Source organism: Tissierella pigra (genome assembly GCF_009695605.1).
GTDB lineage: Bacteria > Bacillota > Clostridia > Tissierellales > Tissierellaceae > Tissierella > Tissierella pigra.
Genome location: NZ_VUNQ01000027.1, coordinates 1 through 13,276, shown reverse-complemented (window position 1 = coordinate 13,276; position 13,276 = coordinate 1). Strand labels below are relative to the sequence as shown.

At 28.4% G+C, this 13,276-nt stretch carries 14 protein-coding genes; 2 read left to right on the top strand and 12 right to left on the bottom strand.

The window, feature by feature from the left end:
* The first annotated feature begins 90 nt into the window (after positions 1–90).
* Complete coding sequence (locus FYJ83_RS12275; RefSeq protein ID WP_195837994.1) at positions 91–537, top strand: hypothetical protein; 447 nt, start codon at positions 91–93, stop codon at positions 535–537.
* Positions 538–564: 27 nt separating this feature from the next.
* Here FYJ83_RS12275 and FYJ83_RS12270 read toward each other — a convergent pair whose 3' ends face one another.
* The 10 genes from FYJ83_RS12270 to FYJ83_RS19990 all read right to left on the bottom strand — a co-directional run bounded on the left by FYJ83_RS12270 (position 565) and on the right by FYJ83_RS19990 (position 9,114).
* Positions 565–1,944 (bottom strand): MATE family efflux transporter, encoded by a 1,380-nt coding sequence (locus tag FYJ83_RS12270; protein WP_154440874.1) that lies wholly within the window; start codon positions 1,942–1,944, stop codon positions 565–567.
* 377 nt (positions 1,945–2,321) lie between these two features.
* The gene (tlp, locus tag FYJ83_RS12265) at positions 2,322–2,555 is read right to left on the bottom strand and encodes a small acid-soluble spore protein Tlp (protein WP_154440872.1); all 234 of its coding nucleotides are present in this window, start codon (positions 2,553–2,555) and stop codon (positions 2,322–2,324) included.
* 115 nt (positions 2,556–2,670) lie between these two features.
* The gene (locus FYJ83_RS12260) at positions 2,671–2,877 is read right to left on the bottom strand and encodes a small, acid-soluble spore protein, alpha/beta type (protein WP_154440870.1); all 207 of its coding nucleotides are present in this window, start codon (positions 2,875–2,877) and stop codon (positions 2,671–2,673) included.
* Positions 2,878–3,010: 133 nt separating this feature from the next.
* Positions 3,011–4,096, bottom strand: coding sequence for a GGDEF domain-containing protein (locus FYJ83_RS12255; protein WP_154440869.1), 1,086 nt, complete (start codon positions 4,094–4,096; stop codon positions 3,011–3,013).
* Positions 4,097–4,108: 12 nt separating this feature from the next.
* Positions 4,109–4,888, bottom strand: coding sequence for a DUF975 family protein (locus FYJ83_RS12250; RefSeq protein ID WP_154440868.1), 780 nt, complete (start codon positions 4,886–4,888; stop codon positions 4,109–4,111).
* 88 nt (positions 4,889–4,976) lie between these two features.
* Positions 4,977–5,813, bottom strand: coding sequence for a YjjW family glycine radical enzyme activase (locus FYJ83_RS12245; RefSeq protein ID WP_154440867.1), 837 nt, complete (start codon positions 5,811–5,813; stop codon positions 4,977–4,979).
* The gene (locus FYJ83_RS12240; protein ID WP_154440866.1) at positions 5,806–7,338 is read right to left on the bottom strand and encodes a YjjI family glycine radical enzyme; all 1,533 of its coding nucleotides are present in this window, start codon (positions 7,336–7,338) and stop codon (positions 5,806–5,808) included. The genes FYJ83_RS12245 and FYJ83_RS12240 overlap by 8 nt, the downstream gene beginning before the upstream one ends.
* Positions 7,339–7,549: 211 nt before the next feature.
* Positions 7,550–8,275 (bottom strand): transglutaminase-like domain-containing protein, encoded by a 726-nt coding sequence (locus FYJ83_RS12235; RefSeq protein WP_154440865.1) that lies wholly within the window; start codon positions 8,273–8,275, stop codon positions 7,550–7,552.
* A gap of 41 nt (positions 8,276–8,316) precedes the next feature.
* Complete coding sequence (locus FYJ83_RS12230; RefSeq protein ID WP_216584557.1) at positions 8,317–8,859, bottom strand: helix-turn-helix domain-containing protein; 543 nt, start codon at positions 8,857–8,859, stop codon at positions 8,317–8,319.
* A gap of 9 nt (positions 8,860–8,868) precedes the next feature.
* Positions 8,869–9,114, bottom strand: coding sequence for a hypothetical protein (locus FYJ83_RS19990; RefSeq protein WP_216584556.1), 246 nt, complete (start codon positions 9,112–9,114; stop codon positions 8,869–8,871).
* Positions 9,115–9,367: 253 nt separating this feature from the next.
* On the opposite strand from FYJ83_RS19990, the gene FYJ83_RS12225 reads away from it, so the two are divergent.
* Positions 9,368–10,267 (top strand): AraC family transcriptional regulator, encoded by a 900-nt coding sequence (locus tag FYJ83_RS12225; RefSeq protein ID WP_154440864.1) that lies wholly within the window; start codon positions 9,368–9,370, stop codon positions 10,265–10,267.
* A gap of 66 nt (positions 10,268–10,333) precedes the next feature.
* Here the strand turns inward: FYJ83_RS12225 and FYJ83_RS12220 are convergent, their stop codons facing one another.
* Positions 10,334–10,705 carry a YbaN family protein gene (locus FYJ83_RS12220; RefSeq protein ID WP_154440863.1) on the bottom strand — a complete coding sequence of 124 codons (372 nt, stop codon included), beginning with the start codon at positions 10,703–10,705 and terminating at the stop codon, positions 10,334–10,336.
* 75 nt (positions 10,706–10,780) lie between these two features.
* Positions 10,781–13,027: an RNA polymerase recycling motor HelD gene (helD, locus tag FYJ83_RS12215; RefSeq protein WP_154440862.1), complete on the bottom strand. Its 2,247-nt coding sequence runs from the start codon at positions 13,025–13,027 to the stop codon at positions 10,781–10,783.
* Positions 13,028–13,276 lie beyond the last annotated feature (249 nt).

The window sequence follows — 13,276 nt, the reverse complement described above, 5'->3', positions numbered from 1 at the left end:
TGGCTGTTATAGAAATTTATAACTGTATTAATATTATACATTTGTGAGAAAGTATATAGTGAATAAATAAAGTATACTGGAGGAATTCTTATGACAGTAAAAGGCTATTTCGGTGAAATAAGTGCTGCCAATGATGCTATTAAATCACTAGAACAAGCAGGATTTAGTGATGCCTTTGTAGATATAAATGATCATTATATAGGAAATAAAAATGTTAAAACAAACCTTCATGGAGCTAGCACAGGTGCAAGTCTTTCTAATTTAGTTCTAGGTTCTGGATCAGATGGTTTAAATCAGGGAAATTCACCTTTAGCTGCAGCAAGTCCCATGGTAAGTGGCATGGGAACATTTGATGATGTAGCAAGTATCAACTATGTAGTTAGTGTAAATTCAGATGGCAAAACTAATGAAGCTAGGAAAATCCTAAAAACCCATGGTGGTTATTTAGATGACCCAAATGTAAGTAGAGAACAAGCCCTATCTAATGCTGAGGTTGATTTAGAAAAGGCAGTATCAAAATTAAATGATAATCTATAAAAAAATACTCCTAAAAGGAGTATTCTTTTATGCTGCTAAGCTTATGTTTTCTACATCTTCAATTACATTTCTTATCCATTTTTTAGATTTAAGTCTTTTAGCTTCGAAGAATACTCTAAGTACTTCTTCTAAAGTTATTACAAAGAACACTTTTTCTAAAGGCATTTTGAAATATACTGCTGCAATAAATCCAGCTGGAATTGCAAAACACCAAACCGTTCCAAGTTGGACGAGCATTGAGTAAGTAGTATCTCCACCACCCCTAAATACACCTACAATCATAAGAACATTAAAGAATTTTAAAGGTGCAGCTACTGCCATAATTCTTAGTACTGTTATTGTCATATTTAGTGTATCTTTATTAATATTAAACAATCCTACAACCATTGGTGCAGATACCCATAGAGATATTCCCATTATTAATCCTACAATAGGTGCTAATATACCTAGCTTTGTTGAATAATCAATTGCTACCTCTTCCTCCCCAGCTCCAATTTTGTTTCCTATCATAATTGCAGCAGCATTGGCCAGTCCCATAGATAGAACCATAAACATATTATTTATAGTATTGGCTATTTGCATACTAGCCACTTCACGAATACCTATTTTAGCATATATAATTGAATATACTGATAGTCCTACGGACCATACCAATTCATTAAGTATTACTGAATAGGATGTTTTAAAATACATTTTCACAAAATTAAAGTCAAATTCTACATTCTCTTTGTCTTTATTAGAAATAATAGAGTTAGATTTATAAGCTGCAATAACTATAACTATCATTTCAACCACTCTAGCTATACTCGTAGCTATGGCTGCTCCTGCTACTCCCATTGTCGGGAACCCAAAATGGCCAAATATCAATATCCAGTTTAAGAATGCATTTGTTAGTACTCCTATTAAACTTCCGTACATAGGTGGTTTTGCTATACCTATACATCTTAGTACTGTAGAATAAGATTGGGTAATGCCAGTAAGTACAAATGTTATAGATATTATTCTAAGATACTTTATTCCCAAGGTTACAACTTCAATATCCTTAGTAAATATTCTCATTATTGAACTAGGAAATAATGCTGCTGGAATAAAAAATATAATTGAAGCTACAAGACCTAAGATTATATCTAATCTTAACATCTTTCGTATGTTAGAAATATCTTTTCTCCCCCAAAACTGAGACATAAATATACCTGCCCCAGCATTAATTCCTGCTAAACATAAAGTAAATATAAAAAAGTATTGGTTAACTAAACCAACTGATGCAATTGAATTTTCCCCTAGTCTTCCTATCATTAAGTTATCAACCATATTTAATGATGAACTGATTAAGTTCTGCAAAGTTATAGGTATAACTAATGTAAGAATAGCAAGGAAAAACTGTTTGTCTTTTAATGTCTTTTTCATTTATGTCGCCTCCTATTTTTAGACACAAAAAAGCAAATGGGTATTAAAAGCCGCCCATCTGCTTCAGTTTTATTATATATTTAGTATAAACTACCTTCGATAGTATATATTAGTTTTTACTTTATGTCAACATTATTTGTATTATGGTTTCATATAATGTTATGTGTCCCCTATGGGTATGAACACAGTATATCATATATGTTTTTATATCATTAACTAAGTTTACAGGCTTTAATATTACTAGAACTAGCATATGAACTCCGAATTTAATTTTAGTAACCTTACAAAAATAATCATTCTATCCTATATTACATTGTTTATTTTCTTCCAGTTAAAGAAAAATAATAGAGCAATTACTCTATTATTTTTTAGTTTAATTATTTATAATCGTTTTGTTTAGCTATTGCTTCATCTTTTATTTCTTCTCTCATACCTTTAAGAGACTCTAATCTTCTCTCTTGTTTTTCTTCAAGATCTTTTTTAGATTTTTCATCACTTGTTTTTGAAATCATTTCTTTAGTTTCTCTATAGTTTTGAATTGTATTATCAATATTAAACTGAATCTTATCTACATTATCTCTTCTATCATCTGGTTTTGGCTTATTATTCATTGCTTTTATCTCCTAACTTAATATATTTGTGTGATAAAGTTAACCTTAAATAAGGTTGCCTTTTTATTATGTGTTATATTAAGTTTCTTATTCCAATAAATCTTGCCAAATGATATTATTTATTCTCTTTATTTATAAGATTTTTTTGTCCAATTTCAACTAAATTTCTAGTCATTAATCCTCCTACGGTTCCTGCTGTAAATATATTTTGTACAGGATCTAATTCAGTAATATTATTTCCTAATCCTAATTCCTTTGCAATTTCCATTTTCATTTCATTTAAAGCTATTATAGCATTTGAATCTATAGGCATTCTTCCCATAACAATCACCTCTTAATTAAATTTATTTCTCTTGTTATTTTGGATATTAATATCTATTAAAATACTAGGTAATTTTACGAAAATAATGCGAAGTATATTCAACTATGTCAAATCCTGGTATAAAGACATCAAACTACATACAAACTCTGTTTCTACCTGTGTGTTTTGCCTCATATAGTTTTATATCAGCCAATTCTTTTATTTTTTCAATATCTAAAGTAGTATCAGGATAAATTGCACAACCTATAGATATAGTTACTTTAAGATTTATTCCTTCTGGAAGAAGAAAATCTTTTTCCTCCACCATATTTTTTATTCGCTCAGCAATTTCTAAAGTCTTGTCTTTAGAACAGTCTTTTAATATTATACAAAATTCTTCTCCACCAATTCTAGCCACTATATCTATAGTTCTTATGGATTTAGATAATAGCTCTCCTAATTCTTTTAATACTATATCACCTGCATTATGTCCATAAGTATCATTTACTTTTTTAAAAAAATCTATATCTAACATTAATATAGATATTTTTTCATCTTGAATTATACTATTTTTGATTACTGAATTAAATAATACATCAAAGTTTCTTGTATTGCTTAGTCCTGTAAGAAAATCTATTGTAGATTCCTCTTTAAGTCGTTTTAATAAGAAATATGTTTGGACTAGATATTCTGTTAAAAAATATACTGAGATTATAGCAAATAATGAGCCTAGCCAGTAAGCTACTATTATATTTATCAAATCACTTGAATTTTCAATGGTGAGAAAAAATCCTATTGTTGCTATTAATCCCGATGAAATAAACATATAAATCCATCTCATAAACTTATTCTTATTTATCCATCTAATAAAAATACATAGACTCATTACAACTATTATAATAGAAGCAGCAATAATAGAAACATCACTTATTCCTTTATATAACAAGCGAAATAATGCTAATATCATTCCAGTAATAAATGTAACTATTCCACTACCATGGATTGCACTAATTATAATTGCTATATGTCTTAAATCCATTATTCCATTTGGTGGTATTTTTATTGAAAAAAACATTAATATAATTCCTAAGATTCCTCCTAAAATCCCTGCCTGCACTTTGACTTTAATAGTAGATGAGGAGCCTAGTCCTGTATTCATAAAAAACTGACTACCTACAAAAACAACTGTTACCAAAATACAGGCATTTATAAATAATTCTCTAAAGATTGCAATTATCATTATTATCTTCCTTTATTCCAATACTTCTCCATCTATACTATCATTTCCAGATAAAATATTATATAATTTTGCCATGGTAGCTTCCTTATAAGGATTTACAAAAATTCCACCTATTCCAAAGAAAATTAAACCTAAAATATACCAACCTAAAAAAGATAAATCCAATACAAACATATCCCATTTATGTCCATTTGTAATCTCTATACTTCTTCCAATTACTTCATTAGATGGCAAATTAGGTTCCTCTGCTAAAATATATGGTACCATACTGTATTCATAGGATTTTATTATACCAGGTATTATTAAGGCAAAAAACCATAGGAAATTATATAATCCCCTTAAAAATTGTGTCTTTATAATTCCTAGATATTCATAAGAATTAAATGTAGAAAATAAATTTCCTACATTAACATCAAAATCATCTCTAAATCCTTTTAAGAAAAATCTTTTTTGTCCTACTTCAAGATTATACCCTATAATTACCATTAGTATTGTCAATATAATAGCTGCCATTGCAATACTTCCCCAAGTTAAATAAAACAAGGGAGTTCTTCCTAATCTTCTCAGCATAAAGTTTAACATGGGATTCTTAGTTTCAAACATGACTCCATCTCTAAATTCATGAATCGTTTGTTCTTGATAATATCTTTCGGAAGTTCTTGTTGAGTTACTACCCCCTCCATTCCCACCTCCACTTAATATGGATACAATAAGACATACTAAAAATGCTTTCCAATAATGTTTCCTTAAAAAATCTTTAGCATAATTCTTAATATACTCTCTACTCCACATAAAATCACTCCTTTCCCAGTTTATACTTACCCTTAGTATATGTAAATTATCAGAAAAAGGAACAAATTTTTAAAGGTTATAGATTGTTTTAACAATCTATAACCTTTATTCCATTCATTATGGCTATTTCTTTTAATTCTTCTTTTTGTTTTTTTTCTATGGATTTTAATTGTAAAAACTCTTCTCTTACTCCAAAGGGCCTATAACTTATTAGTTTATAGGTAATATTAGGGTAAGGTTGCAAAAGTTTTGTTATATTTTCTACAGTCTCCCTATTTTTATTTCCTTCAATAAGAACTGTTCTGATTTCTTGAAGTTTTCCTATACTAGCAAGGTATACTGCATTTTCAATTACAGTTTTATTTGGTCTTCCAGTTAAGTTAATATGCTCCTCCTCGTTCATAGACTTTATATCAAGCATAAACCCATCTGCAGCCTTGACTAATCCCTCCATCATTGGACTTTTAAGGGAAATAAAACCATTTGTATCTACAAGACTAGTAAGCCCCAATGATTTTACTTTAATAAAGAGTTTCTCTAGAAATTCAAAATTTAATGTACATTCTCCACCACTTGTGGTTATTCCCTCTATAAATGGAATATTTTCCTCTATCTTCTCCATAAGGTCATCTACTGTATATTCGTAAGTCTTTGGAGTAGAACCATGGGGACAAACCTTAATACAAGTATCACAGTCTATACATTTATTTTCATCCCAAAGTACTTTTCCATCAATCATCTTTAATGCTCCAACTGGACAATGACTAACACATTCTCCACAGTTAATACATTTTTTTATGGTTTCAGGATTATGACAATAACTGCAGTTAAAATTACACCCTTGGAAGAATATAGCTGTTCTATTTCCAGGTCCATCAACTAAAGACATTGGTATTATTTTATTAATAGTAGCTGTCTTACACATTTTGTACCTTTCTTTCTAAAATTCCATAATCATTTAGTGGGTCTTGTGCATATTGAACTGTGTCATATGACACTTGTTCTCCTCTATTGAATTTTTCAAGGTCAGATTTCTTCACAAGATAACCTGTAACTCGAATTAAGTCTCCATCTTCCTTATAGCAAGAAATATATCTCATATTTAGTTTAAAAGCTCCCTTAAATATATCTAAAATAGCCTTTGGATTCTTTTCTGCTGTACTTTCAAATGGAAAATGGTCTCCCGTTCCTGATGGAAAATATTGCTGTAATCTTGCGGCCGTTCTAATATGCTGATATAAATCAGGTTCTTTACCAATTTGAATTCTTGTACCTGCTGTTGTACCTTTGTCATTGGCTGCTCCTACTTGGGCATGAAGCATAAACTTGCTATTCCATACAGGAGAATATTTTGAAGTAAACTTATTTACCAATTCCTCCACTTTATCCATAATCTTTATTCCTAATTCTTCTGCTTCTTTATCAGTACCTAGTACAAAAGTTTTACCTTCTTTAGCTGATAAGATTTCAATACATTCATGAAGTCCTACAACTCCAAATAATCCTACAAAGTTTTCAATCTTAACAAATCCTTCTCTAATTAAAAAGCTACTTTTGAAAAAAGATGTTTTATTTACTAAAAAATCAATTTTACTCTCCATAAAGTGTACTAAGGTATCTACAACTTTAGGAAGCTCTCCATTTATAAAATCATCTATACCTTTAGAATCATCTGCTATTTTATTTAGTCTAATTCTTGATAATGTAAATGCACCACCTGTAGTTGGTAAAGCATTATAGCAACTTGCAATTCCAAAGGGAACCTCATTGAAATCTTTTTTATAATATGATAAATTTGCGAAGGCTGGATTGGCGGTGTTTAACGAAGCTTTAATAGCCTTTTCAGCGAAAGTATCTGGAGTTATTTCTGAATCATATAGAAGTGTCATATTTGGTGTTACATTTTGCAGCTCATCAATAATATCTAAAATAATATTTCCAACTTTTGTTTCATATGGACCAATATTTGCATGACAGAAGGAATCATTTATAGTTCTATCTAATTGAATTAAAAATAGTTTGATTTCTTCTATGACATCATCATTTACTTCATCTATAAAAGGTTCTAAAAGCGTATCCAAAGACCCTATATATACTGGAAATCTTGTTATACTTGGAACATGATGATAGAATATTAAAAGACTATTTATAGCCTGTTTTAAATTTTTAGCTGGAGTCAATCTTAAAAATTCTGAGCCTTCTCTTAAAAGTTTTTCATAGTCAGGTAATATATATCTAGGAGCATAGGGAGCGTGTCCCTCATCTAAGTCACATATCTTTCCCTCATTATACATTTCATAGAATAAATCATCCTTTGATACTGGATAATCCATAATATTTTCTGCAATTTTTGCTAATCTATAGGTTTGTTGTTCATATGTTAAGGATTGATTTTCTAATGTGTTCATAACTTCTCTTTTTATATCTTCAACTTTATCGAAAATTTCCATTTCATAACCTCCATAAATAGATTATACCTCTTTTATTTATTATATAATAAACAAAAGAAATATAAAAGTACCTTTAATATACAGAAAATCACTTCAATTAACGTAATGATTTTCTAATACTATTATTCTCACTATTGTAACCATTAAATAATAAGGTATCATATTCTAAATAACTTATATGTTTCTAGCCTAATATAAGAAACTTTAAATATTATCTACTTTTACTAATTTTTTCATCATAACTACTGCTTCTTATTATCTCTAGTTTTTTATTAATTCTCTTTCTCAAAACATCAAATAAAAATCTTTTAAATCCATTATTTGTATTATTAAATTTGAGAAAGAAGTCATCTGGGCTATTGAAAATTCCTAAATCCTCTGTAATGGAAAAACTTTGAATATATGTGCTTTTTCCTTGCCAACAAGTATTTATTTTTTCTTTATCTTTTACAGAAATTCCATAGCCTATATATCCATTATTTAAGTTATAAAGTTTATCTTTTACTTGATTAAGATAATCTTCATCAATAATTACACCTTCTAAAGCTATCCACTCATGATTAAAATATACTTCAGTCCAAGCATGAACTATTTTCTTAGGAGCAAATAAATAGGTGATTCCCGTTAGTGCTCCTTTCTGCATCTTTTTATCAATATAGAATCCGTGAATCCTGCAAGGAATATCTAATGTCCTTAATAAAGCCATTAAAAGTATACTTTTTGTATTACACTGTCCATACCCATCTTTTAAAACCTCTGAGGCAATTATATCATCACCTTTATTATACCCAAACTTAATTTCATTTCGTACAAAACTATAAACTTCTCTTATCTTATGGTTTTCTTCTAATTCCTTCCATCCTTTCTCTTCAATTAATTTCTGAACAGATAGATTATTGAAATCTAATAATCTTGTTTCTTTTAAATATATATCCATATAATCACCTTTTTTAATTTATTATAAGGTGTCTCTTATAATTATACTTGCATATATCTGCTATTTTTTATAATTATACTTGGAGTCATTCCCAGTTTATCACGAACGCTATTGGTAAAATGAGAAGAACTGCTGAATCCAGCTTCTATTGCAGCATCAGTAATATTCATTCCCTTAAGTATTAGATAAAAAGTTTTTTCAATCTTTTTATGAAGAATATAACTGGTCAACGATATACCTATTTCATCTTTGAACAAATGGGATAATCTACTTTCTGATAAAAAAATCATATTGCTTAATTCCTTAACTGTCAATTTTTCCAAGGAATAAGCCTCTATATATACTAAAATCTTCTGTATCCTATTGTCTATTGTATGGTTCAAATGATAATTTTTCAATCCTAAAATTCCTCTAATATTCTTTATAAGTTCATTATATTCAATTAAACCAAATCTCTCATATGTTGATTGAATATTTAAGTTAATACTTTCTTTTATTTCCTTATGATCTATTAAATATAATTCTTTTTCACATAAGAACTTTCTCTTTATTGTTTCTCCCAATATAGATTCTGGATTAATCAATAGATATAGTTACCATTCATCATATCCTTGTAATTTGTGGCTAATATTAGAATCTAAAATAACTCCTCTTATATAAAAAGATTCCTTTTCTATAGTAATACAAAAATCTTTTTCAAATCCAATAGTTATCTGAATGTAATTATGACTATGATAAGAGGTATCTACTTTATCTGTAACAAAAGCAATATGGTCATCAGAATGAAATAAAATTAATTGGTTATTTAATGTTTTAATTGAACTTAATTTATTAAACATTGTAATATACCCCTTTCAAAATACTATTTATATCTCTTTTAATTAGAGATTATTATTTATATAATCAAAATCTTGATAATTTAACTATAGCATAATCAAATAATCTATCCAATGCCACAAATAGTTTTGTTTTATAAATTTAAACTTAAAATAATAATTCTTTATATTAGCAAAACAGGAAAAGGATTTCATCAGTAAATATGTTAATATATAGTTACCGTACAGAAACTAATTGTTTAAAGGAGGAAATTCTTTGGACTATATAGATTTAATCCAAAAAACCATAGATTATATCGATAATCATATTAATGAAAAAATTACAGTTGATAAATTAGCAGAAATTGCTGGCTTCTCTACCTATCACTACTATCGAATTTTCCATAGTTTCGTTGGAGTTCCCGTTATGGAGTATGTAACAAGGCGAAAACTTCAATATGCCCTTTCTGAACTTAGTAATAATAAAAAAATATTTGATATTGCCTTAGATTTAGGCTTTGAAACTCATGCTGGATTTACCAAGGCTTTTAAAAAATGTTTTGGATATACACCAAGTTTTTATAGACTACACGCACCAGTAGGTTTTCCGCAAAAAGTAGACTTAAAGAAAATTAAAATAAATAAAATTGGAGGTATTATAATGCAACCTAAAATAGTAAATAAAGATTCTTTTAAAATAGTAGGATATGAGTTTAAAACTACATTGAGAAATAATGCTCACTCTAGGGATATTCCTGCTTTTTGGGATCAATGTAATATAGAAGGCAAGGAAGCACATTTATATAAGACACAAAATCCTCCTATACATGGTGAATATGGCATTTGTGTAAATACCAATATGGAAACCGATGAGTTTTCTTATGTATTAGGTATAAAAGTTACCAGCTTTGACCAAGCAACTGCCGACATGTATACACTTGAAGTACCTGCTGCAACCTATGCCGTATTTACAACTCCTTCTGTAAATTCAGATGATGGTAGCTTTATAAATTCAATTAAGGGTACTTGGAAATATATTCTAGAAGAATGGTTTCCAAACTCTGGCTATGAAATTGATGACTCTAAGCTAGACTTTGAATTCTATGATGAACGTTGTCACCCTTGGGAATATGAAAAAATCTCTATGGATATTTATATTCCAATTAAAAAGATATAAATAAAATAACAGTGGATTTTTTGTAGCAAATCCACTGTTATTTTAAAACATTTTATTACAAATATCCTATTCCTTTTTAGTTTCTATTACAAATATAAAGTACCAATATTTAACTGCTATGATTGTAATAATAAACAATCTAAGGTATAAATTGTTCAGCCTTATTAATGGGAATAATAACATGGCATCTGACAATAACATTAACTTTGCCTTTCTCTTTAAAGTCATAGATCTATCATTCACAAAGTCCTCAGCATAATTTTTGTAAACTTGTGTGCCCCTCAACCATCTATCAAACTTATCCGAACTCCTCATAAAACATATAGAAGCAAGTATTAGAAAAGGTGTAGTAGGTAATACTGGCAGCAGTACCCCTATCATACCTAACCCTGTAAAAACAACTCCCATTGTTATAAATAATAGATTAAATAGTTTCATATTATGCTCCTTCAATGATTAATTATAATACCATATTAATATCCTTTATTTCATTAGATTAATCATAATAATACACTATAATACTTCTTTCAGTAATGGCGTGGAATTTCCTGAATAATATATACATAAAATATGAAGGGCTCTAGTACAAGCCGTATAAAGAAGAAGCTTTTCCTCCTCACATGAGTAATTTTCATTTCCTACATTATAAATAAGCACAACATCAAATTCTAATCCCTTAGCAAGATATATTGGTATTATCAAAGTATCATTAATAAATTCATCATCATCTTTCATAATAGCATTAATATGAGCCTTATCCTTTAGATAATTATATACTTCTTTTGTTTCTTCTACTGTTCTTGTTATTATTCCAATGGATTTATATCCCTTATCCTTATATATTTTTATATCCTCAAGAATTTTTTGCTTTATTTCTTCTTCATTTGTAAATCCTAGTAACAAAGGTTTATCTCCCTTTCGCTGTATACCTTCATTAATAAATTCACTATTAAGAATTTTTCTAGAGAATTCTGTTATTTCCTTTGTAGACCTATAACTTTTAGTTAAATTTATTATAGAAGTATTATCCTTGGGGAATATATGAGAGATATTTTTATAGTCTCCTATGTTCATAAAAGGATTAATAGACTGATTTAAATCACCTAATATGGTCATATTTGCAGATTCAAAAAGTTGATAAAAAATTTCATATTGGAGAGGGGTGTAGTCTTGAGCTTCATCAATAATTACATATTTAATTTCAGATGTTTTTGAAATATCTCCAAACATAATTTTAAAATATAGAAGGATTATTTGATCTTCATAGTTGAGACTTTTATTTTCTAAACCTGTTAATGTATACTTTCTAATTTTATCAATCTTCTCTTTACAATCTAAGATATTCGAATTGGTACAAAATATATCTAATTTTTCAAAGAACTCTTTATAGATTTCTATTAACCTAAATTCTGTTATTTTATCTATTTCATTATATATTTCCTTCATTTCATCATTTACAATAGTTATACTATCCCTTAATATTTCATTTTTATTTACATATGAGCCTGTATATTCTAATTCAACAGCAATTTCCTTTATTCTATCTTTTTTATGAGGCTCTAATAAGAAAAGTATCCTTTCCTTAATCTTTCTTAACCTTCGTTTTAAAGGTAATGGCATATATTCTTTAAAAAACAGCTCTTGTAAATCTTTAGATGATACTATTAGCTTATCTTTAAAGATTATATCTGAAAATTTTCTATCTGTTTTCTCAACATATTTCACATAATCTTTTAATATGTTTACAAATTCTACACTAGATTTATATACTATATTATAAATTCTACTTTCATAGTTTAATTCATTTTTTGTACCTAAAATATACTCCATCATTTCACAATAATTTTCCTTTTTGAACTCATTACCTAATGCAGCATCCATATATTCTTTAAATGTGGTTTGATACATATTTTCTTCTCCAAGTTCTGGCAATACATTAGATATATAGTCATTAAAAATTTCATTAGGTGAAAATATAACTATATTTTCAGGTGTTATTTTTTCCCTATATCTATATAAGACATAAGCAATTCTATGAAGGGCAATAGAAGTTTTTCCACTTCCGGCAGGACCTTGAACAATTAAAGTTTTATATTTTTCATTACGAATTACTTTGTTCTGCTCTCTTTGTATCGTTGTCACTATGGTTTTCATTTTATTATCTGTACTTTTACTTAAAATATCTTGAAGAATCTCATCATCTATTTTTATATTGCTATCAAACATATATTCAATTTTTCCATTGTTTATTTTATACTGTCTTTTCAGCGTAAGCTCACCTTCTATTACACCTTCTGGACATTTATAACTAGCTTCCCCTATTTCACAGTCATAAAATATACTAGAAATCGGAGCTCTCCAATCATATATAAGAAAATCAATATTGTCATCAATAAGATTTGAAATTCCTATATAATATTTCTCCGCCCTGTTCTCCACATCTTCAATAAAATCGATTCTCCCAAAATATGGTGATGAGAGTACCTTCTCATATTTTTCTTGAATTTTTCTAGTTGATTCGTGGCTTATCTTTTGTGTCCTCATAAAATTAATAAATTGCATAAAGTCTGCGATTTGATCCATTCCGTTTGCTATGGAAACCGAACCTACTTCCTCCCATAGTTCCTTCTGTGTTCTAATGGCATCTTCTCTAATTTTTTCTTTTAAATGGTTGTTCTTACCATACTGTTTCCCTGCTTCTTCAAGTACTTCTTGCAGCCATTCATCTTCAACCTTCCATTCAAGACCATCTCTATTCATGATATAACCTCCTTATAATAAATAATTTAAAAAAATTACAGCATTATTTAGAGGAAAATTTTTCAGAGGTCTGTGTCACATATGTTTGACTTCTCTAGAAATAAAATTATTTTAAAAAACTATTTGATATGAGACAATACATTTGTGACAAGTAAATATGAAAAAAGGAAAGACCTCTGATATAATGTTGTTTACCATAACAAACAAAAATCGGAGGGATCTTTCCTTATGAAAACAATTATAACAGAA

What these genes read in the sequence shown, in the direction of transcription:
- FYJ83_RS19990 (WP_216584556.1), bottom strand. Translation starts at nt 9,114, where the DNA reads ATGTTTAATAAATTAAGTTCAATTAAAACATTAAATAACCAATTAATT.
- FYJ83_RS12260 (WP_154440870.1), bottom strand. Translation starts at nt 2,877, where the DNA reads ATGGGAAGAATGCCTATAGATTCAAATGCTATAATAGCTTTAAATGAA.
- FYJ83_RS12270 (WP_154440874.1), bottom strand. Translation starts at nt 1,944, where the DNA reads ATGAAAAAGACATTAAAAGACAAACAGTTTTTCCTTGCTATTCTTACA.
- FYJ83_RS12250 (WP_154440868.1), bottom strand. Translation starts at nt 4,888, where the DNA reads ATGTGGAGTAGAGAGTATATTAAGAATTATGCTAAAGATTTTTTAAGG.
- FYJ83_RS12255 (WP_154440869.1), bottom strand. Translation starts at nt 4,096, where the DNA reads ATGATAATTGCAATCTTTAGAGAATTATTTATAAATGCCTGTATTTTG.
- FYJ83_RS12240 (WP_154440866.1), bottom strand. Translation starts at nt 7,338, where the DNA reads ATGGAAATTTTCGATAAAGTTGAAGATATAAAAAGAGAAGTTATGAAC.
- FYJ83_RS12220 (WP_154440863.1), bottom strand. Translation starts at nt 10,705, where the DNA reads ATGAAACTATTTAATCTATTATTTATAACAATGGGAGTTGTTTTTACA.
- helD (WP_154440862.1), bottom strand. Translation starts at nt 13,027, where the DNA reads ATGAATAGAGATGGTCTTGAATGGAAGGTTGAAGATGAATGGCTGCAA.
- FYJ83_RS12275 (WP_195837994.1), top strand. Translation starts at nt 91, where the DNA reads ATGACAGTAAAAGGCTATTTCGGTGAAATAAGTGCTGCCAATGATGCT.
- FYJ83_RS12245 (WP_154440867.1), bottom strand. Translation starts at nt 5,813, where the DNA reads ATGTGTAAGACAGCTACTATTAATAAAATAATACCAATGTCTTTAGTT.
- tlp (WP_154440872.1), bottom strand. Translation starts at nt 2,555, where the DNA reads ATGAATAATAAGCCAAAACCAGATGATAGAAGAGATAATGTAGATAAG.
- FYJ83_RS12235 (WP_154440865.1), bottom strand. Translation starts at nt 8,275, where the DNA reads ATGGATATATATTTAAAAGAAACAAGATTATTAGATTTCAATAATCTA.